Source organism: Flavobacterium pokkalii (assembly GCF_014596575.1).
In the GTDB taxonomy this organism is placed as follows: domain Bacteria; phylum Bacteroidota; class Bacteroidia; order Flavobacteriales; family Flavobacteriaceae; genus Flavobacterium; species Flavobacterium pokkalii.
The window spans coordinates 33242-56098 of the sequence record NZ_NASZ01000017.1 but is presented as its reverse complement, the minus strand read 5'-3'; the positions used below and the strand labels follow the sequence as shown (position 1 = coordinate 56098).

Genomic DNA, 22857 nt, shown 5'->3' with positions numbered 1-22857 from the left:
CAGTTTATGAATCGCATCACAACACTTTTTGATATTCAGTATCCCATTATTCAGGCGGGAATGGTTTGGGTCAGTGGTTACAAATTAGCCAGCGCCGTAAGTAATGCCGGAGGTTTGGGTTTAATTGGCGCCGGTTCCATGTATCCGGAAGTGTTGCGGGAACATATTCAAAAATGTAAAAAAGCGACTTCGAAACCTTTTGGTGTTAATATTCCAATGTTGTACCCCAACATTCAGGAAATCATGCAGCTCATAGTGGAGGAAGGCGTGAATATTGTATTTACTTCTGCCGGAAATCCGATGACCTGGACACCTTATTTAAAAGAACATGGCATAACCGTTGTGCATGTGGTGAGCAGTACCAAATTTGCGCTGAAAGCTCAGGAAGCCGGAGTGGATGCCATTGTAGCAGAAGGTTTTGAGGCCGGAGGGCATAACGGGCGGGATGAAACAACTACTTTTACTTTGATTCCGATGGTAAAAGAACAAATAAAAATTCCTATTATTGCAGCTGGTGGAATTGCTAATGGAAACGGAATGCTGGCCGCTATGATTTTAGGTGCCGATGGGGTTCAGGTGGGAAGTCGTTTTGCGGCTTCGATAGAATCTTCGGCACATGAAAATTTCAAGCAGGCAATTTTGAATACTAAAGAAGGAGGAACGCAATTAACCCTGAAAGAATTAACGCCGGTGCGCCTGATAAAAAACAAATTTTTTGATGATATTCAGGAATTATATGCCAAATGTCCAACAAAAGAGGACTTAGCTGCGTTATTAGGAAGAGCGCGTGCCAAAAGAGGAATTTTTGAAGGAGATTTAACCGAAGGCGAATTAGAAATAGGTCAGATTGCCGGATTAATTCACGAAATAAAATCGGCGGAAGCGATTGTTTTCGATATGATGCAGGAGTATCAGTTAGCCAAAAAGAAAGTGTCCCAAATTTTTTAATAATGAAATTTCAAATGACAAAAATAAAATGCCTGTATCTATGCTTCCTTTTTTTAGGAATCGGTATGCAGCAATCTTACAGCCAAACGTATAAATTCCGAACTTCGGGTTTTAGTGTTTTGGAAAGAAACGAAAAAGGCAAATGGGGCAAATGGTCTGATTTGAATTTGGTAAACATTTTGGTTACTCTGGATACTGATAAAAATCGATTTTTGATTTATTCCCGCAACATTCAATTGTATGAAATCCTGACCTACCAACCGGAATCAGAATCGGAAACGGATTTGGTGTATTCCTTCATTTGCCGGGATAATGACGGAGTCGATTGTACCGTGTCCATTATCACCCGTAAAAAACAAGACAACCGAAAGCAATTGTATATCACTTATCCCAATCATGTGATTGTCTATAATATTTTTACAATGTAAAATCTGGTTTTACTCAATCTCAATATCCTTGATAAATTCATCATACTCTAGGTAGAATCGTTCTAAGGCGTCCATTTTTTCATTGTAAAAGTCAAAAATAAGATCCCAGTTGTTGCGGTTACTGAAGCCAACCCCTGATTTTTCTACCCAAATGCGGCTGATAGTTTTACCGCTGTCTAAAACATAGTCTTTTTCAAAAACCAGATCGCTGATGAATTCTTCTTCTAAGATGTTTTTTAAAGCTTCTAATTTTTCAAAATAAGCCGTTCTTTTTTCCGTATTACGAGGCTCAATATCAATAAGAACCTGCGCTTTTTTATTGTCAACAAAAAATTTAAAAGAGAAATCTTTGATTTTTGTGTCATATAATAACCATTTTCTTGGATATTTTTCGGCAAAAGCGACCCAGAATTCCCTTTTTAATCGTTGTGTTTCTTCTTTACTGTACATTTTAGATGCTTTGGTGTTAGAAAACTTGTGCAAAGTGGTTTTCTAAAGTATATTTATATAATGTTTTGCAAAAATAGCTTTTGATTATGGATTTTCAATATTTTTTACAATTTATCCCTGCATTAGTTGGCGCACCGCTTTCGGCTTCGGTTTCACATGAAAAGATGATGCCTTTTGAACGAAAAGAACTTTTGTCGAAAATAAATTTGAAAGATAGAAATCCAAAGGAAGCCGCAGTAACCATGCTTTTTTATCCTAAAAATGGTGAAACGCATTTGGTTCTGATTGTTCGTAATTCTTACAAAGGCGTGCATTCGGCTCAGGTGGCTTTTCCCGGAGGAAAATACGAACCTGAAGATGCCGATTTGAAAACTACAGCCTTGCGGGAAACCGAGGAAGAAATTGGCGTCAGCCGTGATAAAATTGAAATTCTAAAAGCGTTTAGTTCCTTATACATTCCGCCCAGTAATTTTATGGTGCATCCTTTTTTAGGAATTTGTAAAGAAGAAATTCAGTTTGTTCCCGATCCGGTAGAAGTGGCGGCTATTATCGAATTGCCTTTGGCTGATTTTCGAAATGATGCAATTGTAGGTTATGAAACGCTTACGACTTCCTACGCCCGAAGTATCGAAGTTCCGGCTTTTAAGATTGATAATCATGTGGTTTGGGGTGCCACAGCTATGATGCTTAGTGAATTGAAGGATGTGATGAATTCTGTTTTTACAAATGATTAAGGATTAATGGCTAAGCTTTGGATTTAAGCACACAAATGTTATTTTTGTGGCTTCGCTTTCAAATTTTGAACAGAAAACAGCGTTTATGAAACTCTTTAAAAGAAATCCGTTCGGACATATTTTATTCCTGAAAAAATGGTTAATCCGTATTTTTGGGAGTTTTACGCATAGACGTTACCGCGGTTTTAATGATTTACAAATCGAAGGTTCGGAGATTATTCGGAATTTACCCGATACCAATGTTTTGTTTATTTCTAATCATCAAACCTATTTTGCCGATGTAGTGGCGATGTTTCATGTGTTTAATGCGAGTTTAAGTGGTCGAATCGATTCAATAAAAAATATTGGTTATTTGTGGGAGCCTAAAATGAATATTTATTATGTGGCGGCCAAAGAAACCATGCGTTCCGGTTTATTGCCTAAAATTTTGTCTTATGCCGGAGCCATTCCGGTGGAGAGAACCTGGCGTTCTGAAGGCGTTGATGTGACGGAAAAAAGAGCGGTAAACCCCAATGATACCGAAAATATCAAAAAAGCACTCGACGATGGCTGGGTAATTACTTTCCCGCAGGGAACTACCCGTTCTTTTAAGCCGGTTCGTAAAGGAACGGCTCATATTATTAAACAACATAAGCCCATTGTTGTCCCTATAGTTATTGACGGTTTCAGACGTTCTTTTGACCGTAAAGGGATCCGAATGAAAAAGAAAGGTATTTTGCAGTCCTTTATTATCAAAGAGCCTTTAGAAATTGATTATGAAAATGACTCCATTGACGCTATTGTAGAAAAAATAGAGTATGCCATTGAGCAACATCCTTCTTTCCTGAAAGTAATTCCAATTGAAGAATTAGAAGAGCAGGAAGAGTTAAATAAATTGCGTCAATGGGAAATTGATTCTTAGTTTACAAAGATTTCTTTTTAGAATAATTGATTAACAAATCGATAAATTTACTGTAGCTGTCCATGCCGTCTTTTTGCTGATTGATTCTAAGATAGCGGTCGTAAAAAGCATGGAATCCTTTTTCAATCGGGGTTTCATATTCCATCCAGAATTGTTCGCTTTCGATATAGTTTTTGATAATTCCCCGATGAACCGTTTTTAATAATTTTAGATAAATTTTTTCGTCTCTCATTTGCCAATTTGCCAAACAATAACGCAGTGCAAAACTGTAGCCGGAATATTTAAAATACAAATTCTCATTATTTACCGAAGCTAAAAAACCGATGAAATTGCATTCGCTTTCGCTGGCATAACCCATTTGATGTGCCATTTCGTGGCAACTGGTGGTGGGTAAATTGTATTTGGGCATTAAATCATTTACCTGCGCTTCATTGGTAAACGGATTCAAATAACCGCCAAATCCCATGTAAGTGAGCGGTAAACTAAAAAGCGATTTTTTGATACTTAAATTTTGGTAAGTAAAAAAAGGATAAGTTTCGGCCAGTTTTTGATAACCATTTATATTTTTGGAAAAAGTAACTTCGTCAGAATAAGGATAGCTGACTTTCAGCGTATCGTTTTTGGTAATTTGGGAGTGAATTTCATTGGTTTTGGCAATGATTTTTTTGGTAAAAAAATACAAATCCGCATCTGAATAATCCCGTTCGATTTTCATTTTTTCAAATAGAGGCATGCGGTAATAATTAAGTGCCCACAAAAAATGAAAGAAAAAATAAAACACCGAAAGCACACTTAAAATCGATAAAAAGGAGTCTTTCCAATTATTTTTCCTTCTTATGTTTTGGGATCTATGGTTCCAAAGCCATTTTCCGGCTAAGAAAATCAAAATCAAATAGAAAATATCGCCAACCGAAAACGGAATCCATCCTAAAATAATTCTGGAGAATTTTGATAGAACAGGGTACAGTCCGTTACTGTAATAGCGTTCTACTGCTTCCGGGAAAAAAGGAAGTATTTTAAGAAATAGAATTTGAATAATTAATAAAAAAGGCAGGATGTGTTTTCGTTTCAAAATTGCAATTTTATAGTCTTGTAAATATATTATAATATTCCGTTTAATGAGAGAAAAGGCTTTTAATCTTTGTAACTTTGAGTCTTTAATTATTACAAATTCAAATTAAAATATGAGTCAGGAAATACAAAATTTAGAACCAAAGGCATTATGGAATAATTTTGCCAATTTGAATGCCGTACCAAGACCTTCCAAAAAAGAAGAAAGAGTAGTGGCATTTATTAAAGATTTTGGTGAAAAACTTGGGTTGGAAGTTATTGAAGATGCGGTTCGCAATGTAATTATTCGCAAACCGGCAACTGCAGGAATGGAAAACCGAAAGCCAATTGTATTACAAGGTCATTTGGATATGGTACATCAAAAAAATGCTGATACCGTTTTTGATTTTGAAAAACAGGGCATCGAAATGTATGTTGATGGTGACTGGGTTCGTGCCAAAGGAACTACTCTGGGAGCTGATAACGGTTTAGGAGTTGCTGCAATTATGGCTGTTTTAGAAAGTACAACGATTGCGCATCCGGCTATTGAAGCTTTGTTTACCATTGATGAGGAAACCGGAATGACCGGAGCGATGAATTTACAAGCAGGAGTGCTGCAAGGGCAAATTTTGTTGAATCTGGATACCGAAGAAGATGACGAAATAGATATAGGTTGTGCCGGAGGAGTAGATGTTACTGCTGAAGCCGAGTATGATGAAGAAGAAACTCCGGAGCATTCGATAGGCTATCAAATTACCGTAAAAGGTTTAAAAGGCGGGCATTCCGGGATGGATATTCATAAAGGATTAGGAAATGCCAATAAAATAATGAACCGTTTGTTATTTGACGGATTTGATAATTTTGGTTTGCAAATTTCGGAAATTCAGGGCGGAAGTTTGCGTAATGCGATTCCGCGTGAAAGTGTGGCTAAAGTAATTATTGCTTCAGTTTATGATGAAGCCTTTGTGTTTGATATGCAGCAAATTGTAAACGAAATTAAAGCAGAGTTAAAAACTACCGAGCCGAATTTAGAAATTAGTTTCGAAAAATTAAAAAAAGCGCCTGCTAAGGTGATGCCATCGATGGCGCAATATTATTTTGTGCGTTCTATGGCTGCGGCTGCCAATGGAGTTCATCGAATGAGTGCCGATTTTGAAAACTTGGTTGAAACTTCTAATAATATAGCCAAAGTAAGTCTTGGAAAAGGAAAATTAACGATTCAATGTTTGACACGTTCTTCGGTTGAATCAGCTAAGTTTGATTTGGCGAATGAATTGCGTTCGGCTTTTGAGCTGATGGGCTGTGAAGTTGAAATTTCAGGTTCTTACCCGGGATGGGCACCTAATCCGGATTCGGCAATTTTGAAGACTTTGGTGTCAATTTATGAAAAATTAAATGGCGAAAAACCTAAAGTAGTTGCCTGTCATGCCGGTTTAGAATGTGGAATTCTTGGCGGAATTTATCCGGAAATGGATATGATTTCTTTTGGTCCAACCATTCATGGAGCGCATTCTCCGGATGAAAGAGCGAGTATTTCTTCTTCTCAAAAATTCTGGGAGTTTTTAGTGGAAGTTTTGGCTTCTATCCCGGTAAAATAGTATTCAGTATTTAGTCGCAGTGTTCAGTTAGAAACTGAGAACTGCGACTGAAATCTGTAATCTTAGTTTTTTATTTCTTTTTCAGGACTTTATATTGCTCATAACAACCACTTATAGCATCCATAATTTGAAGGTCGTTTGCGGTTTGAATAAAAGATTCCGAATAGTTACATCGTTGCAGGATTTCGGGGATTTCTTTTTTGTCAATTCCTAATAAAACAGCCAGTGTTTCGCGGTCAAATTTAGATTCCAAAAGATTTCTAACCGTGTCGTCTTTCTTCATTTCTTTGAGTTTTTTCAACTCAGTACCTTTTTTTCCGAAGAAATTATACAACATATCGGCAGGGTTGAAAATAGAACCCAATACTTTTCCAAAAGCTCCGGGTGAATATTCTCCGGCTTCGTAACCACTGTTTAATCCCGAAATGTTGTATTGGTAGTTTTTGTTAATAGGAATGGTTTTGGAATCTACTTCCAAATAGCCCGTTAGGTTAAAAGGTCGAATGACAACTTCTTCCAGTGCAATGGCTTTTTCGGTCAGGAAAATTTTGGCAACTTTATTTTTTATCCAGTCATTAGTCACTTTTACTCTTAAGGATTGAAATCCTATAAGGGTAAAATGCAGGGTGTCAGTCGGATGAATGTCAATTTCGAAATATCCTTTGGAGTCGGTGATAGCACCTCTTACTTTATTGATGTTGATAACGTTAACGCCGCTCAAAGGTGCTTTGCTGTTGTCGTTATAAACATAACCTGTTACTTTTTGAGAAGTAATTGCTTCCTGAGCGAATGTAGGTATAGCCAGGGCTAAAAATAAAAAAACTACAAAATATTTCATAAACGGTTTTAAAACTCTAAAAGTAATAAAACGGCTTTAAATATTTTGTAGTTTATTATTTTAATTATAAGAAAATTAACAAGGGCTTGTTAGTCTCTTCTTGGTCTTCTTGGTCTTGGTGAGTCACCAAAGCTTTCCGAACGTCTTGGAGCTCTGTCGGAAGCACCTTCTCTTCGTGAATTGCTTCTTTCGCCTCTGAATCCGCCTTCTCTTCTCTCACTTCTAAAACCACCTTCGCGTCTTCCGCCATCACGTCTTCCACCAGAGTTTCTTCCGTTATGATCGCGTCTTCCGCCACCGTCATTTTTAGAAATTTCAACATTAATACGACGTCCTTCTAATTGTACGTTGTTTAAAATGTCCATTACTTTGTCAGTGTGTTCCGCATCAGTGTTAAAGAAAGAGAATCCTTCTTTTACATCTACTTTAAATACGTCATCACGACCTAAGTCTAAGGTTTCTTTCAAATAATCTTTCAAAGACATCCAGTCAAAGTTGTCTCTGGAACCAATGTTTACGAAATATCTCGTTGCACCACCGTTGTTGTTTTCTCTTGGCGCACGTTCGCTGTTGCGCTCACGTCTGTCAGATCCGGAAACTGAAATGTCTCGGTTCTTTTTGTAATAATTAATAAAACGGTTGAATTCTACCGAAACCATTTTCTTAATCAATTCTTCTTTCGATAAACCTTCCAAAACATCGTTGATAGCCGGTAAGTAGTTGTCAATTTCGTGATCTACTTCAGTATCTTTGATTTTGTTAGCTAAGTGTAATAATTGAATTTCGCAGATTTCGATTCCGGATGGAATAGATTTTTCTTCAAATTTTTGTTTGATGATTCTTTCGATAGAAGAAATTTTGCGCAATTCACTTTTCGTTACAATTACGATAGACGTTCCTAATTTACCTGCACGACCCGTACGACCTGAACGGTGGTTGTAGGTTTCAATTTCGTCCGGTAATTGGTAGTTTACTACGTGAGTTACATTGTCAACGTCAATTCCACGAGCAGCTACATCGGTAGCAACAAGCATTTGGATTTGTCTTCCACGGAAAGATTTCATTACCGCATCACGTTGTGCCTGAGATAAGTCTCCGTGCAAAGCAGCAGCGCTGTATCCGTCTTCGATTAATTTTTCTGCGATAGCTTGTGTGTCACGTTTTGTTCTACAAAAAACTACAGAAAAGATATCCGGATTAGCATCCGCTAAACGTTTCAAAGCTTCGTAACGGTCACGAGCATTTACTAAGTAAAATTCGTGAGAAACTGTTGCTGAACCTGAGTTTTTGGTTCCAACTGTAATTTCTTCCGGATTGCTCATGAATTGTTTTCCAATTCGGGCAACCTCTGCCGGCATGGTAGCAGAAAACAACCATGTGCTTTTCTCGTCAGGGGTATCAGATAAAATCGCGCAGATATCATCATAAAATCCCATGTTCAACATTTCATCGGCTTCGTCAAGAACACAATAATCGATGTTTTTGATGTTTACCAATCCTCTGTTGATCATATCCTGCATTCTTCCCGGAGTTGCTACGATAATTTGAGCCCCTCTTTTTACTTCTCTGGCTTGTTCGGTAATGCTGGCACCACCGTAAACGGCAACTACATTGATACCTTTTTCGTATTTAGAGTAGTTTTTAAGTTCGTTAGCAATTTGTAAACAAAGCTCTCTCGTTGGAGATAAAATTAACGCCTGTGTATTTCTGTTGTCAGCATCAATTTTCTGGATAACTGGAAAACCAAAAGCTGCTGTTTTCCCGGTCCCCGTTTGAGCCAACGCAACTAAATCTGTATCTTTTTCCAATAATAGGGGAATCGCTTTCTCCTGTACTTCCGACGGATTCTCAAATCCTAGATCTTTAATCGCCTTCAGTAACGATTCACTCAATCCTAATTGTTCAAATTTATTCATTATGTCTTTTTAAAATAGGGCGCAAAATTACTGCGAAAAATCGACATAAACTAATGCATTTCTAAGTTTTGCTGATTTAATATCTTTTGATTATCAGAAAGTTATGTTTTTAGCCGGAAATTAGACTGGCTGTTTTTTGATTTTTGACTGTAAATAAGCCGGCTGCTTTTTGAAAAAAGGAATAAAAACTTGGATTTTAGACAGTTATTTTAATTCGTTTAAAAAAGAGATTAGCAATTGGGTTGCTTTTCCGCGATGGCTAATTTTATTTTTTGTTTCTAAAGACAAATCGGCAAAAGTTTCCTGAAAACCTTCCGGTTGAAAAATCGGATCATAACCAAAACCCTGATTTCCTGATTTTTCTGTGATAATTTGTCCTTTGGCAATTCCGGTAAACAGTTGTTGGTCTCCGTTTATGTTTAAAGCAATTACTGTTTTAAATTGGGCTGTTCGGTTATTGTTGTTATTTAAGGCGTTCAGTACTTTATCCATGTTGTCTTCGGCATTTTTTTGCTCACCTGCATAACGTGCCGAATAAACTCCCGGCTCTCCATTCAAGGCGTCAATTTCCAGTCCGGTATCGTCGGCAAAACAATTGTAGCCGTATTTTTCAGTCACATAATTTGCTTTTAGAATAGCGTTGCCTTCAATAGTATTGGCAGTTTCCGGAATTTCTTCATGACAGCCTATGGATTCCAGACTTAAAATTTCTATTGAAGCCGGAAGTAGTTCCTGAATTTCTTTGATTTTATTTTTGTTGTTAGAAGCGAAAACAAGTTGCATTTTTTATATGTTTTTTGATGTTTTGATGAATAAATTAATAGAGATTGTTAGTGGTTTGTTTTTAATCTTAAATTATTGATAATTAACCATTTGTGTTTTAAAAATATTAAAATAATTTGTGTTTATTTAAATTAAAATCGTAACTTTATACTGTGGTTTTGATTCATTACTTGTGTATGTTAATTTGGGTAGAAAAATGAAAACACAATCATCAGCAGCATTTAGTTAATTATAAGTTGAGAATAGTAAATCAAAACCAATACTGGAGGGCTTTAATAGCCCTCCTTTTTTTTAATGCTTGGTTACATTTGTTAAGTTATTTGGGAAATATAAATCGGAAAGATGGGTAAATTCATCTCCTCGCATAAATATGGAAGCATCTACCTCCTGATAGCTTGTTTTTCCTGCGGCGGCCAGTAATTCATTGGTGGCATGAAGCGTGTTTTTGTGAAACTGATACACTCTTTCAAATTTATCAGTTACCGATAGGCCTTTAATGAGCATTTTGTCCTGAGTAGCCACGCCCACCGGACAATTATTGGTATTGCAACGCAAGGCCTGAATACAGCCTAAGGAAAACATAAAACCGCGGGCGCTGTTGCATAAGTCGGCACCCAGGGCAATTGCTTTTAAAATAGCATGACCCGAAATGATTTTTCCGCTGCAAATAATGCGTATTTTATCTCTGAGATTTAATCGGATCAGAGTTTTGTTTACAAAAATTAAAGCCGGTTCTAACGGCATTCCTACTCCGTCTGAGAATTCCAAAGGAGCAGCTCCTGTTCCGCCTTCGGCACCATCAACGGTAATAAAATCAGGATAACAATTTTGCAAAATCATTTCCTGACAAATGGCTTCAAATTCTTCGGTTTGCCCAATGCATAATTTGAATCCAATAGGTTTTCCCTGGGCCAGTTTTCTTAAATGAGCCACAAATTCAATTAAACCTTTTGGCGAATTGAAAGCCGTATGACATGGTGGCGAAAGAATCGTTGTGTGCGGTTTTACACCTCTGATTCGGGCAATTTCTTCGGTATTTTTTGCGGCAGGTAAAACGCCTCCGTGGCCGGGTTTGGCTCCCTGAGACAATTTAATTTCAATCATTTTTACCGAAGGGAGATTGGTTTTTTCTTTGAACTTTTCGGCATCAAAATTACCTTCGTCATTGCGGCAGCCAAAATATCCGGTTCCTATTTGCCAGCAAATATCGCCACCCTGTAAGTGGTAATCGGTCAATCCGCCTTCGCCGGTGTTGTGGTAAAAATTTCCTTTTTGAGCACCTTTGTTAAGTGCCATAATCGCATTTTCACTTAAAGAGCCAAAACTCATCGCCGAAATGTTTAATAAAGAAGCCGAATAAGGTTGTTGGCAATCCGGGCCGCCAATAGTTATACGGGGTAATTCTTCATTCACGTGAGCCGGAAAAATAGAATGTTTCAGGCCTTCGTAAGTGGAGGTGTTAATGTCTAATTGTGTTCCAAAAGGAGTGGTTCCTCCCACATTTTTGGCACGTTGGTAGGCTAGTGAACGTTCGTTTCGGGAAAAAGGTTTTCCGTCGGTGGTTCTTTCGATAAAATATTGTTGGATTTCCGGAGCAATTTCTTCAAAAGCATATCGGAAATAGCCTAGAACCGGAAAATTTCTAAGAATGGCATGTTTGTGCTGGAAGCTGTTAAAAACACCGATGATTAATAAGATGAAAATAAAAATCGCAATTAACAGGCTGGTTTTGAATAAAAAATGAGCGGCAAGACTAAGGATAAATAATCCTGTTCCGATGATAAAAAATTCTTTTCTCATAATAAAAATGTTGTAAGTGTCTGTAAAAACAATTTTGTACGCTATTTTTAGCTGAAAAGCAGACGTACATAAACGTGTTTGATGCCTTTTTTATCTGAATCTCTTTCGTCGATTTCTAAAATATCTGTTAGGGATTTTAGCATCGGGGTGAGTTTAGAAAAACCATAATTTCGGGGGTCAAACTCGGGTTTTTTCTTGACAATTAAGTTTCCTACATCGCCCAGGAACGCCCAACCGTCATCGTCGGCGAGGTCTTCAATGGTTGATTCGATGAGTTCGATGGTAGGTTCGTCAATTTTATTTAAAGGTTTTTGCGTTGGTTTTTCAGCAGTTTTAGTTGTCGTGGTTTTTTCAACCGGTTTTTTAGAGTCAATAACCGATTTAGTTGCTTTTTTCTTTTTAATAGCACCGTCTAAAACTTCGATGAAGATAAAACGATCGCAGGCACTAATAAAAGGTTTTGGTGTTTTTTGTTCGCCAATTCCAATGACTTTCATACCGGATTCCCGCAATCGGGTGGCCAGACGGGTAAAATCAGAATCGCTGGAAACAATGCAAAATCCGTCCAATTTTCCGGAATACAACAAATCCATCGCATCGATAATTAGTGCCGAATCGGAAGAGTTCTTTCCGGTGGTATAGCTGTATTGTTGAATAGGAGTAATGGCGTGTTCCAGTAAAACGCCTTTCCATCCGTTGGCATTGGGTTTAGTCCAGTCGGCATAAATACGTTTGGTGGTGGGTGTACCGTATTTGGTAATTTCTTCCATCATTCCTTTGACATTGCTGTAAGGAACGTTATCGGCATCTATAAGAACAGCAAGTTTGAGTTCTTTGTTGTTTTGTGACATAGTATTTTCATTTGAAAGCTAAAGGTACTAATTCTTTGGCGAGAAAAACTTTTAAAATGTCTTTAATGTTTTGTTAATATTGGGTTTGTTGTTTTACAATTGTTAACTTTTTGAGCGAGTTGGAATAGTGGTGTAGCAGTTGTTATTGATGCCATGACTAGCTGCTACTAGCTTGTACCCGTTTAAAAGTTTTTAGACCTTCTTGTGGTTACAAGCTAGAGGTACAAGCTGTAAGTAGAAATTATACTTTTTTTTGTCGAGCCATATTCTGAGCAATGATACTGGCGGCAATCAATTGCAAAGCATGATAAAGCATGAGTGGTAATAATACGATACCGGTAATAGTACTTTGTTGAAACAGTACTTTTGACATAACAGTTCCGTGTACCAATGATTTTTTAGATCCACAGAATAATACTGTAATGCGGTCTTCGTCTGAAAAGCCAAACAAGCGGCTGAGAAGTCCCACACAAAGAAATACGGCAAAAAACAAGACCATCATCCCTGTAGTGAGTCCGGCAAGTTCAAGGGCGGTGAAGTCTTCAAAAAGATGTTCGGAGAATGATTTACAAAACGAGGTGTAAATGATAGTAAGGATGATTGCCTGATCGAAATATTTGAGCTGTTTCTTATATTTTTCAGCAATGGCGCCAAAACGAGAATTGAGGCTTATACCAATTATGACCGGCAGCAGGACTTGAAGAATCAACTTTATAACAATGGTAGTGATGTCAAAATTGCCTGTTGCAGAAGCGATGAACAGCCCAACCCAAAGTGGCGTAACCACTACTCCGATTAAACTGGAAATGCTCGCATTAAAAATGGCTGCGGGCATGTTGCCTTTGGCGATGGAAACCATAACCACAGAAGAGGAGACCGTAGATGGTAATGCTGCTAGAAAAAACACACCCAACCAGAGCAACTCGAAGCCGGCGTTGATAAACAAGGGGCGAAATGCCAAAACAATCAACGGAAAAAACAAAAAGGTTGTTAACTGGACGATAATGTGCATTTTCCAATTGGCAAGCCCAGCTTTTAGTTTTTCAACACTCAGCCGCAAGCCATAAAACAAAAAAATAAAGGACACGCCTATATTGGCAATTTCTTCTAATGAAACGGGTTCTTTGACCATTCCCGGCTGCGGCAAAAAATAAGCCAGTAGTATCATGGTGGCTATCATTAACAGGAAACCGTCTAAACCTACTTTACTTAATACTTCTAATAATTTCTTCAATGTGTTTTACTATTATTCCTCCGTTGAGGCAAGATTACAAAAAAAGATCAAGCAGATAAACTTGGTAACGTAAAATATCCGTGGATGAGGCAGATGTACTTCATTTTTCTATTAATAAAGCTGCATCATTAGCGGAATGTCCCAAGCTATCTGATGAATACATTCGGTTTACATTCCAAGTTCTTTACGAATAATTTCGGCTCCTTGGCTTAAAGCGGTTAACTTACCTCTGGCTACGTTTCGGGACAAAGGAGCCATGCCGCAATTTGTAGAAGGGTAAAGATTTTCAACAGCTACAAATTCAAGTGCTTTGCGTAGCGTATTAGCGACTTCTTCGGGTGTTTCGATAGTGTTGGTCGCGACATCAATGGCACCTACCATTACTTTTTTGCCACGAACAAGTTCCATTAAGTGCAAAGGTACATTGGAGTTATGACATTCTAATGATACCACATCAATTTTAGATTTTTGAATTTTAGGGAAAATTTCTTCGTATTGACGCCACTCTGATCCCAATGTTTTCTTCCAATCATTATTGGCTTGGATTCCATAACCGTAGCAAATATGTACCGCCGTTTCGCAATGTAAACCTTCTATAGCTCGCTCTAATGCTGCCATTCCCCAATCGTTTACCTCATCAAAGAATACATTAAATGCCGGTTCGTCAAACTGGATAACATCTACTCCTGCATCTTGCAGTTCCCTAGCTTCTTCATTGAGTGCTTTCGCAAATTCCCAAGCTAGTTTTTCCCGACTTTTATAATGATCATCATACAAAGTATCTACCATAGTCAATGGACCTGGTAATGCCCATTTTATGGGTTGATTAGTTTGTTTACGTAAAAATTTAGCATCTTCAACAAAAACTGATTTTTGACGTGTAATCTCGTCTACAACAATAGGAACACTCGCATCATAACGGTTGCGAATTTTTACGATTTTACGATTTTCAAAATCGACACCGCCTAAATGCTCTATAAAAGTAGTTACAAAATGTTGACGTGTTTGTTCGCCATCGCTAATGATATCAATTCCGGCCAATTGTTGTTCCTGCAAAGAAATGCGTAAAGCGTCTTGTTTTCCTTCCAATAACTGATTGCCTTCTAATTTCCAAGGGGACCAAAGTTTTTCAGGTTGTGCAAGCCAGGCAGGTTTGGGTAAACTTCCAACAATTGAAGTTGGTAATAGTAATTTCTTCATATTCAAATAATTTTAAGGTGTAGTATCAATTAAAGGCTAAAATTAGCAGACCACTTTTCCAGAATGTTTTTGTAAGGCTTAATAAAATGCTTTTCGGTAAATTTACCTTGCTCGATGCCTAATCTGGTGCGTTCTTCCCGGTCGTAAATAATTTTTGTTAACGAATGATCTTGATTTTGTAAACTAGGATTGTAGCACTGTCCTGCGATAGCATTGGCATTGTAAATTTCAGGTCTGTAAATCTTTTGGAAAGTTTCCATTGTGCTAATAGTACTGATTAATTCAAGGTTTGAATAATCTGTTACTAAGTCGCCAAAGAAATAAAACGTTAAAGGTGCAACGCTGTTAAGTGGCATAAAACAACGAACCTGTAAGCCCATTTTTTTGAAGTATTGTTCTGTTAAGGAAGATTCGTTTACTTGGTATTCGAAACCTAATATCGGGTGGTGGTTTGTTGTTCGAGTATAGGTTTTATTATGTGATACGCTCAAACATATAACAGGTGGTTTGCTAAAGTGTTTTTTGTAAGTTTCAGAATTCACAAAATGCTTAAATATATTGCCGTGCAATTCACCAAAATTATCCGGAATGCTATAGTCGCTTTTATCCTTATTGTGCTCTAAAAGTAATACGCTAAAATCATAATCCCGCACATACGAAGAAAAGTTGTTCCCAACAATACCTTCAATGCGTTGGCCTGTTTTATGATCAATAATATGCGTTTTTAATATTTCAATCGTTGGGAATGTTGTGCCACTACCGTCAATATCTATGTCAACAGAAACAATTTCTAATTCTACTGAATAACGGTTGTTATTAGGGTTATCCCAGTTGGCCAAGGCATTAAAACGATTGTTAATCATAGTGATCGTGTTGCGTATGTTTTCCTGGCGACTTGCTCCTCTGGCCAAGTTTGCAAAGTTGGTCGTGGTACGAGTACTGTTAGAAGGAATATAGTCCTCATTGAAATAAATACTCTTTATTGTGAAGGCAAAATCATTCTTGACTGTATTCTGGTGGTTTTCACTATCCTTTTCTCCGTTTATTCTGAAATCTTCTTGTAGGTCTGTTTTCATTTAATAATAATGTTTTAGTATTTTTATCTTACAAATTTCAATATAAAAGATTAGGTTTTTTAATTTTAAATTAAAATTAGATAATATATCTGTTTTTGTTATTTTTGTAGATAATTAATCTTTTAGTGGTTGTAATAATGAAAAAAACAGATAATTTCTCTTTAGAAAATATAGATATGATCGATCTGGAGCTGTTGAAAGTGCTTCAAAAAGATGCAAAATTGACGACCAAAGAAATCGCGAACCGAGTAAATTTATCTCCTACACCCGTTTATGAAAGAATTAAACGATTGGAAAAAGAAGGTTTTATAGAGAAGTACGCTGCTATTGTAAATGCTGAAAAATTGGGCTTGCAATTAACCGTATTTTGTAATATCACTTTAAAGGAGCATACCAAAGAAATAGGAAATAAGTTTGTTAAGGATATCGTTTCGATTAAAGAAGTGGTCGAATGTTACAATATTTCGGGCGATTACGATTTTTTATTGAAAATTATGGTTAAAGATATGAAGCATTATCAGTCTTTTGTGATTAACGATTTAGGCTCGGTAAAAAATATCGGAAGTGCGCACAGTACGTTTGTTATTGGGGTTATAAAACAAAACTTTGCTGTGCCGATATAAATGATAATAAGCTATAATCTTGGGTGAAATTATCTTTGATTTTTGAAATTCCATCCTAATTTGTTAATTCTAAGTTTTTGTAGACAAAAATAATTTTATTTCCTCAAAATTTTATCCATTGATTTCCCTTTAGCCAATTCGTCAATTAATTTATCCAGATAACGAATTTTCTGCACCAGCGGGTCTTCGATTTCTTCCACACGATAACCGCAAATAACTCCTGTAATTTTAGTAACATTTGGGTTAATTTGTGGTGCTTTTGCAAAGAAATTTTCAAAATCAGTTTTGTTGTTCAGAATTTGTTGTAAATCCTGTTCGTTATATCCGGTGAGCCAAAAAATAATTTCATCCACTTCTTCTTTGCTGCGTCCTTTTTTTTTGGCTTTGGCAATATAATGCGGATAAACTGAAGCAAAAGCCATTTTAAAAACTTTGGTATTATTCATTTTTAGAATTTGATTTTAACGGCTATTGAAAAGTGGTGGCAACCGGAACGCCTTTTACGAGTGTTTGGTAAACCACACAGTATCTTTCGGTTAATTTTTGGAGTGTTTGAAGCTCTTCGGGAGTGGTATTGCTGTCAATTTCGAAGTGAAGACGGATACTTTGAAAACCGACATTTACTTCTTTGGAAACGCCCAAAGTACCACGAAAATCCAAATCGCCTTCGGCTTTGATAACGGCATCGTTGATTTCGAGACCAATTGCAGTAGCAACGGCATTTAGTGTCACGCCGGCACAGGCGACTAAGGCTTCCAGAAGCATATCGCCTGAGCAGGCGAGTGCGCCGTTTCCCCCAGTAGCGGGATGAAGTCCGGCTTCGACCAGTGCTTTTCCGGTGGCAACTTTACAGGAAATACCATCGCCAATTTTTCCCTCGGCTTTGAGGGTGATGATGGCCGTTTCGGGTTGGTTGCGGTATTTTTCTTTTAGGGGTTCCTGTATTTTTTTTAATTCTTCGGCATTCATGGGGTTGTTTTTTAGGTTGTGTTACGATCAAAAAAAAGCCTTTTAAAAGTACAACTTTTTAAGGCTTTATATTGTTTTTAGTACCGCTTTTTGTGGCTAAGTAAATTTGAAGTTTTTTAAAAGTGCTCAGATTTTATAGTATAGCACGCAGATTAAGCCGATTTTAGCCGATCTTAGAATTTGATTGTCTAAAATTTTCTTTGTGTGCACGAGCGTGACGCTCGCGTCAGCTGGGGAGAGACGCTCGCGCCAGCTGGGACTTGTTAACGACTCATGATTTCTGTTATAAATAGAAGAACGTTATTTGCATCGTCTTTAGTTAAAACTATTTCAGTATTATGTGCAGCACTGTTACGCATTCTAATCAATGCGGACATTTTTTCTGAATCTTCTTTTTTAATTATTTTCAATTTAAAACTTGTTTGAAGCAACTCATATAATGCTCTCGGTGCACGATGATTTTTTTCTATGATTTTTTTTTGCAGAAAAGATTCTAACGCTTTGAAAGATTCTAAAATCGAACTGGCATAATATCCGTCCGCATATAATCTTTTCGCACTTTCAATTTCTGTGATCTGTTTATTTTCAGCTGCTTCTTTAATATCTTCTTGATGCTTTTTGAATAATTTTTTTCCACCAACAAAAGATACAATTACGCTGATTCCGTTTATAATTGTTAATATCAACGATAAAACTTCAGCTTTTTCTTCTTCAGTTTTTTGAAGAAAATAATTGTAAATTTTTACCGAAAGAATGTTTAGAAGTACTAGTATCGGTGAAATTAAAATAAAAATAAAGGTTCCGTATGCAATCGCTATTAGATAGTCGAAAATTTTCCACTGTCCAATTTTAGTTTCTCTTACAGCATGCTCGATAATATAGAAATACAAGCACAGGCAAAACCCAAAAACTGAATATAAAAAATACTGTGAAAGTGAAATTTTTATAAATCCGAGTTCAAGATTAATTTGAGAAAGCTCGTCTTTAAATGCACTGAGCGAAATGATAAGAGTTGCAAACCCTAATATAATTTCGTATTTGCCTTTAATTTTTTCCATCTAAGTCTGTTTTTTTAGCTTTGTCGGTAACTTGTTTATAAGTAAAACAAGCCTTCATGTATACACCCAAATTCGGGTAGATTGGCGAAAGTTTGTTTTGCTTTATCCTTTTTTCAAATATATTCATTAATTCCTTACAAAGATTCTGCTTTTTATTGTTTTGGAAAAGAATCCTTCTTTTCTAGCCCCGATAGTTCCGAAGTGTCGGGAGCATCCTCTTGTGTCTTGTTTCTTTAACGAGACAGAAGAGATGTAGCGGATAGCAGGTGAAAATGTTAATTATAACATCGGTGCGTAGTGGCTCCTGAAAATAATTTTACTTAGAAGACCTTTATAAAATATAAATAATTATTTTTGCAACCTCTTAAAATTAAAATTATTACTGGATATATTATGGTAAAAGATTTATTCGAAAGAATTCAAAGCAATAAAGGACCGTTAGGAAAATGGGCTTCACAGGCAGAAGGATATTATGTGTTTCCAAAATTGGAAGGGGAGTTAGGGCCTAGAATGAAGTTTGGTGGGAAAGATATTTTGAACTGGAGTTTGAATGATTATTTAGGTTTGGCTAATCACCCTGAGGTGCGTAAAGCCGATACAGATGCTGCGATTCAGTTTGGAGCTGCTTACCCAATGGGAGCGCGTATGATGAGCGGACATACTAATTATCACGAACAATTAGAAAGAGAATTGGCTGAATTCGTTATGAAAGAATCGGCTTATTTGTTGAATTTCGGTTACCAGGGAATGGTATCTATCATTGATGCTTTGGTGTCTAAGAATGATATTATTGTGTATGACGTGGATTCTCACGCTTGTATTATTGACGGGGTTCGTTTGCACATGGGTAAGCGTTTCACTTACAAACACAATGATTTAGAGAGCATGGAGAAAAACCTGCAACGTGCTACTAAAATGGCTAAAGAAACCGGAGGAGGAATTTTATTCATCACGGAAGGTGTTTTTGGAATGCGCGGGCAACAGGGGAAATTGAAAGAAATTGTAGCTTTGAAAGAGAAATACAATTTCCGTCTTTTGGTTGACGATGCACATGGTTTTGGTACACTTGGAAAAACAGGTGCCGGAGCAGGTGAGGAGCAAGGTTGTCAGGACGGAATTGATGTTTATTTCTCGACTTTTGCTAAATCAATGGCTAATATTGGTGCTTTCGTAGCTGCTGATAAAGATGTAATTGATTATTTGAAATACAACTTACGTTCGCAAATGTTTGCTAAGGCTTTACCAATGATCCAAACATTAGGTTCTTTGAAACGTTTGGAATTATTGCGTGAATCTTCAGCAATTAAAGATAAACTTTGGGAAAATGTAAATGCGTTGCAAAACGGATTGAAAGAAAAAGGTTTTGATATTGGTGATACGAATACTTGTATTACACCGGTTTATCTTAAAGGATCTATTCCTGAAGCGATGGTAATGGTAAACGACCTGAGAGAGAATTACGGTATTTTCTTGTCAATCGTGGTTTATCCGGTAATTCCAAAAGGAATTATCTTGTTGAGAATGATTCCTACGGCTTCTCATACTTTAGCTGATATTGAGGAAACATTAACTGCTTTTGAAGCTATCCGTGAGAAATTAACTAACGGAACTTACAAAGCAATCGCTGAAAAAACTACTGTAGATATGGAAGCGCAATAATTAGTTGTCAGTTATCGGTTGATAGTTGACAGTTGATTCTCTATAATAACAAAAAACCATTCGCTTTGCGAATGGTTTTTTTATGGCTAATATTTTTTGTTCTTTTTTTCTGAAATCTGCATGCTGTGTTCTGAAGTTTGCGACTGAACACTGCCCACTTTGATTAAAGATCTTTTTTATACGTTTTTCTACGGCAATGAACCACAGGTTCAAAGTGTTTCCAAATATTATGAATAGCATGATTGTCTGATAATTCAGGAGTTCTAAAGCAATATTCTACTCCTTTTTCTTTGAATGTGTCATAGTATTCGTTGAACATCACAGCGGTAACCGCTTTGTTTTGGTATTCGGGATGGATTCCAATTAAATAGAAAATCATGTCTTTGCTGTTTTTTCGGGCATTTAGTAAATGAAAAATTCCGAAAGGGAAGAGCTTTCCTTTAGCTTTTTGCAAAGCACGGGAAAACGAAGGCATCACAATTCCAAAAGCAATGATATTTTTGTTTTTATCTTCGATAAATTTGATGTATTCCGGATTGATAAAGCTGATGTATTTTTTCTTGAAATACGCTTTTTGTACTTCTGAAATAGGGACAAAAGAAGATAGTTTTGCGTAAGTTTCATTGAATAAATCAAACATTTTATCCGCATAAGGCATGACGTCTTTTGTAGCGGTAAAATTGATAGGAGTCAATTCGTATCTTTTCTTAACGACTTCACTGGCTTTTTGGAAAAATTCCGGTTTTACATTAGAAAAAGGGAATTTACTCTCGATGTATTCTTTTTCTACCACATAACCCAGTTGTTCGAAATGAGTTGCATAATACGGATGGTTGTACCAGGTTATCATGGTTCCCAGTTGATCAAAACCTTCGGTTAAAACCCCTACTTTATCTAAATTTGAAAAACCCATTGGTCCTTCAATATAATCTAAATTGTTTTTCTTGCCTAATTCGTACACTTTTTCCAGTAAGGCTTTGGTAACTTCGATGTCGTTAATTACATCAAACCAGCCAAAGCGTACTTTTTTCTTGTGTTGGTCGTTCACTTCAGCCCAGTTGATAATGGCGGTAACTCTTCCTGCAATTTTTCCGTCTTTATACGCGATATACGAATAAGCTTCGGCATTCTCAAAAGCCGGATTTTTAGTTTTATCAAATGTTTCTAATTCATCGGCAATGATGGGTGGTACCCAAAATTCATTGTCTTTGTAGAGTGAAAAAGGAAATTTGATGTATTCGGTGAGTTCTTTTTTGGTTTTGGCTTCTTTAATTGTTATCATCTTTTCGTTTTATCTTTTCTTTATTCAAATGCGTCTTTTCGTTTTTGGTCTCTTTTGGCTGCTTTTCTAACAGAGCGGGGTTGCGATGGAGCGTCGTCCAGATTAATTCGGACTTCTTTGTAGCCGGCATCGTAGCGCCAGGAGAATCCGACTCCACCATAGAAAACGCTTGGCGTGTCTTTAATATTATGACTGATGGAAGCGTCCACCTGTATGTTTTTGCCAATCAGGAAAGCAGCTCCGCCTCGCAAAATGGAATCGCTGTAAAAATCACTTTTGAATCCCTGATTTTCAATAAACCCCGACCATTTTCGACCAAAACCTTTGGTTAAGGTTAAAATATAGCCATAACTGGGATAATCGCTCATGATGTAATCGGCAATAATATTGGTTACAAAAACCAAGGAACCGTCACCTAAATGGTTTTGGGTAATCAACATTGCTTTTGGTGAAATCATTGCATCGGGTGAAAAAGCATAAGGATTGTTTTTCATTGTAAAATTAGCCCCTGCATAAATCGATACGGCAGGAATTAACTGGTGCCAGTTAAAGGAATGATTGGCTTTCCAGCTGTAAATATTTGTTTTCTTTTCGTAATTTTTATAGGGATCATAAATCAGATATTTGGCACCTAAAGCAGTTTGCTTTAAATCGGATTTACTGTATTGGTTGTAAGCGTACACAAAATCTTCTTTTTGGTATTGAATATTTGCCATTACTTCCAGTCGTTCCATTAGAAAACCATAACGCAAATCAAGGTCAAAACCGTAACCGTTAGCATCATACCCTAAAAGACTGTGGTTCTCATTAATGCCATAAACGCCTGCTTCAGCCTGAATTACTGATTTTCCAACAGCATAAGCCGACATGCTTTTTCCGGGTCTGTTGGAATTGATTTCGTCAGTATGTTGTCCGTAGTTGTAATTGGTCAAAAGACAAATAGCTAAGACTATTAAAATTTTAAATTGCGACATGATGTTTGTGATTTTAAAAGTAATAAGCTTTCCAAAAGTACTATATTTTATTATTTATTTAAGAATGATATTCTAATTTAGAACCTAGTATTTGTTAATTTTGCTAAAAAAATAGTTGATTATGCAAGAAGCTTCGTTTTCAGGATTTATCAGAACCTTATTTTATATCATCACTTTCTATTATATTTTTAGATTTTTGGCAAAATTGTTTTTGCCTGTTGTGGTTAAAAAAGTAGTGGAAAAGGCGAGTGAGAATATGCAGCAACAGCAGCAACGTCAGTATCAGGATTCCTGGCAGAGAACTGCTGAGGGCGAGACTGTTATTTATAATACCGACAATGTAAAAAAATCCCGCGAAACCAAAAAAGTGGGCGATTATGTGGATTACGAAGAAATAGACTAATTATTTCATTTTTTTGATTAAGAATTTCTGATTTTAAATATCTTTGATTTTTTTTAAGAGGGAAATTCAACTTTTTTTCTAA

At 36.7% G+C, this 22857-nt stretch carries 23 protein-coding genes; 8 read left to right on the top strand and 15 right to left on the bottom strand.

Features of this window, described 5'->3' with window-relative positions:
- The first annotated feature begins 6 nt into the window (after nt 1-6).
- Nucleotides 7-948, top strand: coding sequence for an NAD(P)H-dependent flavin oxidoreductase (locus B6A10_RS11350; protein ID WP_188220957.1), 942 nt, complete (start codon nt 7-9; stop codon nt 946-948).
- Nucleotides 949-962: 14 nt separating this feature from the next.
- Nucleotides 963-1376: a hypothetical protein gene (locus tag B6A10_RS11345; RefSeq protein WP_188220956.1), complete on the top strand. Its 414-nt coding sequence runs from the start codon at nt 963-965 to the stop codon at nt 1374-1376.
- A 9-nt stretch (nt 1377-1385) separates the two neighbouring features.
- Here B6A10_RS11345 and B6A10_RS11340 read toward each other — a convergent pair whose 3' ends face one another.
- On the bottom strand, nt 1386-1826 hold the full coding sequence (locus tag B6A10_RS11340; protein ID WP_188220955.1) for a DUF4268 domain-containing protein: 441 nt from the start codon (nt 1824-1826) through the stop codon (nt 1386-1388).
- A gap of 86 nt (nt 1827-1912) precedes the next feature.
- Between B6A10_RS11340 and B6A10_RS11335 the strand changes: the two genes are divergently transcribed.
- Nucleotides 1913-2560 (top strand): NUDIX hydrolase, encoded by a 648-nt coding sequence (locus tag B6A10_RS11335; protein ID WP_188220954.1) that lies wholly within the window; start codon nt 1913-1915, stop codon nt 2558-2560.
- A gap of 85 nt (nt 2561-2645) precedes the next feature.
- Complete coding sequence (locus B6A10_RS11330) at nt 2646-3461, top strand: lysophospholipid acyltransferase family protein (RefSeq protein ID WP_188220953.1); 816 nt, start codon at nt 2646-2648, stop codon at nt 3459-3461.
- A gap of 1 nt (nt 3462) precedes the next feature.
- Here the strand turns inward: B6A10_RS11330 and B6A10_RS11325 are convergent, their stop codons facing one another.
- Nucleotides 3463-4533 carry a DUF3810 domain-containing protein gene (locus B6A10_RS11325; protein ID WP_188220952.1) on the bottom strand — a complete coding sequence of 357 codons (1071 nt, stop codon included), beginning with the start codon at nt 4531-4533 and terminating at the stop codon, nt 3463-3465.
- Between the two features lie 112 nt (nt 4534-4645).
- Here B6A10_RS11325 and B6A10_RS11320 point away from each other — a divergent pair, with 112 nt between their 5' ends.
- The gene (locus tag B6A10_RS11320) at nt 4646-6109 is read left to right on the top strand and encodes an aminoacyl-histidine dipeptidase (protein ID WP_188220951.1); all 1464 of its coding nucleotides are present in this window, start codon (nt 4646-4648) and stop codon (nt 6107-6109) included.
- A gap of 70 nt (nt 6110-6179) precedes the next feature.
- On the opposite strand, the gene B6A10_RS11315 is transcribed toward B6A10_RS11320, so the two are convergent.
- The 8 genes from B6A10_RS11315 to B6A10_RS11280 form a co-directional block, all read right to left on the bottom strand.
- On the bottom strand, nt 6180-6947 hold the full coding sequence (locus B6A10_RS11315) for a carboxypeptidase-like regulatory domain-containing protein (protein WP_188220950.1): 768 nt from the start codon (nt 6945-6947) through the stop codon (nt 6180-6182).
- Nucleotides 6948-7036: 89 nt separating this feature from the next.
- A complete protein-coding gene (locus tag B6A10_RS11310; RefSeq protein WP_188220949.1) occupies nt 7037-8863 on the bottom strand; it encodes a DEAD/DEAH box helicase in 1827 nt (608 codons plus the stop codon).
- 204 nt (nt 8864-9067) lie between these two features.
- Nucleotides 9068-9646: a non-canonical purine NTP diphosphatase gene (locus B6A10_RS11305; RefSeq protein ID WP_188220948.1), complete on the bottom strand. Its 579-nt coding sequence runs from the start codon at nt 9644-9646 to the stop codon at nt 9068-9070.
- A gap of 291 nt (nt 9647-9937) precedes the next feature.
- Nucleotides 9938-11446 (bottom strand): FMN-binding glutamate synthase family protein, encoded by a 1509-nt coding sequence (locus tag B6A10_RS11300; protein ID WP_188220947.1) that lies wholly within the window; start codon nt 11444-11446, stop codon nt 9938-9940.
- Nucleotides 11447-11493: 47 nt separating this feature from the next.
- Nucleotides 11494-12297: an NYN domain-containing protein gene (locus tag B6A10_RS11295; RefSeq protein WP_188220946.1), complete on the bottom strand. Its 804-nt coding sequence runs from the start codon at nt 12295-12297 to the stop codon at nt 11494-11496.
- Nucleotides 12298-12538: 241 nt separating this feature from the next.
- Nucleotides 12539-13531: a bile acid:sodium symporter family protein gene (locus tag B6A10_RS11290; RefSeq protein ID WP_188220945.1), complete on the bottom strand. Its 993-nt coding sequence runs from the start codon at nt 13529-13531 to the stop codon at nt 12539-12541.
- Between the two features lie 168 nt (nt 13532-13699).
- Complete coding sequence (locus tag B6A10_RS11285; protein ID WP_188220944.1) at nt 13700-14731, bottom strand: methionine synthase; 1032 nt, start codon at nt 14729-14731, stop codon at nt 13700-13702.
- Between the two features lie 29 nt (nt 14732-14760).
- A complete protein-coding gene (locus B6A10_RS11280; protein WP_188220943.1) occupies nt 14761-15807 on the bottom strand; it encodes a DUF1852 domain-containing protein in 1047 nt (348 codons plus the stop codon).
- Between the two features lie 137 nt (nt 15808-15944).
- Between B6A10_RS11280 and B6A10_RS11275 the strand changes: the two genes are divergently transcribed.
- Complete coding sequence (locus B6A10_RS11275) at nt 15945-16430, top strand: Lrp/AsnC family transcriptional regulator (RefSeq protein WP_188220942.1); 486 nt, start codon at nt 15945-15947, stop codon at nt 16428-16430.
- Nucleotides 16431-16525: 95 nt separating this feature from the next.
- On the opposite strand, the gene B6A10_RS11270 is transcribed toward B6A10_RS11275, so the two are convergent.
- The 3 genes from B6A10_RS11270 to B6A10_RS11260 form a co-directional block, all read right to left on the bottom strand.
- A complete protein-coding gene (locus B6A10_RS11270) occupies nt 16526-16876 on the bottom strand; it encodes a DUF2200 domain-containing protein (RefSeq protein WP_188220941.1) in 351 nt (116 codons plus the stop codon).
- A 22-nt stretch (nt 16877-16898) separates the two neighbouring features.
- Nucleotides 16899-17399: an OsmC family protein gene (locus B6A10_RS11265; protein WP_188220940.1), complete on the bottom strand. Its 501-nt coding sequence runs from the start codon at nt 17397-17399 to the stop codon at nt 16899-16901.
- Between the two features lie 263 nt (nt 17400-17662).
- Nucleotides 17663-18457 carry a DUF4145 domain-containing protein gene (locus B6A10_RS11260; protein WP_188220939.1) on the bottom strand — a complete coding sequence of 265 codons (795 nt, stop codon included), beginning with the start codon at nt 18455-18457 and terminating at the stop codon, nt 17663-17665.
- 393 nt (nt 18458-18850) lie between these two features.
- Between B6A10_RS11260 and B6A10_RS11255 the strand changes: the two genes are divergently transcribed.
- Nucleotides 18851-20116, top strand: a complete 1266-nt coding sequence (locus B6A10_RS11255; RefSeq protein ID WP_188220982.1) for an aminotransferase class I/II-fold pyridoxal phosphate-dependent enzyme — start codon at nt 18851-18853, stop codon at nt 20114-20116.
- A gap of 163 nt (nt 20117-20279) precedes the next feature.
- Here B6A10_RS11255 and B6A10_RS11250 read toward each other — a convergent pair whose 3' ends face one another.
- Together B6A10_RS11250 and B6A10_RS11245 are read right to left on the bottom strand one after the other, a co-directional pair.
- Entirely contained in the window at nt 20280-21398 is a 1119-nt protein-coding gene (locus tag B6A10_RS11250) for a GTP cyclohydrolase (protein ID WP_188220938.1), read from the bottom strand.
- 20 nt (nt 21399-21418) lie between these two features.
- The gene (locus B6A10_RS11245) at nt 21419-22372 is read right to left on the bottom strand and encodes a transporter (RefSeq protein ID WP_188220937.1); all 954 of its coding nucleotides are present in this window, start codon (nt 22370-22372) and stop codon (nt 21419-21421) included.
- 121 nt (nt 22373-22493) lie between these two features.
- On the opposite strand from B6A10_RS11245, the gene B6A10_RS11240 reads away from it, so the two are divergent.
- Nucleotides 22494-22775: a DUF4834 family protein gene (locus B6A10_RS11240; protein WP_026714064.1), complete on the top strand. Its 282-nt coding sequence runs from the start codon at nt 22494-22496 to the stop codon at nt 22773-22775.
- The last annotated feature ends 82 nt before the right edge of the window (nt 22776-22857 follow it).

What these genes read in the sequence shown, in the direction of transcription:
- B6A10_RS11350 (WP_188220957.1), top strand. Translation starts at nt 7, where the DNA reads ATGAATCGCATCACAACACTTTTTGATATTCAGTATCCCATTATTCAG.
- B6A10_RS11345 (WP_188220956.1), top strand. Translation starts at nt 963, where the DNA reads ATGACAAAAATAAAATGCCTGTATCTATGCTTCCTTTTTTTAGGAATC.
- B6A10_RS11340 (WP_188220955.1), bottom strand. Translation starts at nt 1,826, where the DNA reads ATGTACAGTAAAGAAGAAACACAACGATTAAAAAGGGAATTCTGGGTC.
- B6A10_RS11335 (WP_188220954.1), top strand. Translation starts at nt 1,913, where the DNA reads ATGGATTTTCAATATTTTTTACAATTTATCCCTGCATTAGTTGGCGCA.
- B6A10_RS11330 (WP_188220953.1), top strand. Translation starts at nt 2,646, where the DNA reads ATGAAACTCTTTAAAAGAAATCCGTTCGGACATATTTTATTCCTGAAA.
- B6A10_RS11320 (WP_188220951.1), top strand. Translation starts at nt 4,646, where the DNA reads ATGAGTCAGGAAATACAAAATTTAGAACCAAAGGCATTATGGAATAAT.
- B6A10_RS11315 (WP_188220950.1), bottom strand. Translation starts at nt 6,947, where the DNA reads ATGAAATATTTTGTAGTTTTTTTATTTTTAGCCCTGGCTATACCTACA.
- B6A10_RS11310 (WP_188220949.1), bottom strand. Translation starts at nt 8,863, where the DNA reads ATGAATAAATTTGAACAATTAGGATTGAGTGAATCGTTACTGAAGGCG.
- B6A10_RS11305 (WP_188220948.1), bottom strand. Translation starts at nt 9,646, where the DNA reads ATGCAACTTGTTTTCGCTTCTAACAACAAAAATAAAATCAAAGAAATT.
- B6A10_RS11300 (WP_188220947.1), bottom strand. Translation starts at nt 11,446, where the DNA reads ATGAGAAAAGAATTTTTTATCATCGGAACAGGATTATTTATCCTTAGT.
- B6A10_RS11295 (WP_188220946.1), bottom strand. Translation starts at nt 12,297, where the DNA reads ATGTCACAAAACAACAAAGAACTCAAACTTGCTGTTCTTATAGATGCC.
- B6A10_RS11285 (WP_188220944.1), bottom strand. Translation starts at nt 14,731, where the DNA reads ATGAAGAAATTACTATTACCAACTTCAATTGTTGGAAGTTTACCCAAA.
- B6A10_RS11280 (WP_188220943.1), bottom strand. Translation starts at nt 15,807, where the DNA reads ATGAAAACAGACCTACAAGAAGATTTCAGAATAAACGGAGAAAAGGAT.
- B6A10_RS11275 (WP_188220942.1), top strand. Translation starts at nt 15,945, where the DNA reads ATGAAAAAAACAGATAATTTCTCTTTAGAAAATATAGATATGATCGAT.
- B6A10_RS11270 (WP_188220941.1), bottom strand. Translation starts at nt 16,876, where the DNA reads ATGAATAATACCAAAGTTTTTAAAATGGCTTTTGCTTCAGTTTATCCG.
- B6A10_RS11265 (WP_188220940.1), bottom strand. Translation starts at nt 17,399, where the DNA reads ATGAATGCCGAAGAATTAAAAAAAATACAGGAACCCCTAAAAGAAAAA.
- B6A10_RS11260 (WP_188220939.1), bottom strand. Translation starts at nt 18,457, where the DNA reads ATGGAAAAAATTAAAGGCAAATACGAAATTATATTAGGGTTTGCAACT.
- B6A10_RS11255 (WP_188220982.1), top strand. Translation starts at nt 18,851, where the DNA reads ATGGTAAAAGATTTATTCGAAAGAATTCAAAGCAATAAAGGACCGTTA.
- B6A10_RS11250 (WP_188220938.1), bottom strand. Translation starts at nt 21,398, where the DNA reads ATGATAACAATTAAAGAAGCCAAAACCAAAAAAGAACTCACCGAATAC.
- B6A10_RS11245 (WP_188220937.1), bottom strand. Translation starts at nt 22,372, where the DNA reads ATGTCGCAATTTAAAATTTTAATAGTCTTAGCTATTTGTCTTTTGACC.
- B6A10_RS11240 (WP_026714064.1), top strand. Translation starts at nt 22,494, where the DNA reads ATGCAAGAAGCTTCGTTTTCAGGATTTATCAGAACCTTATTTTATATC.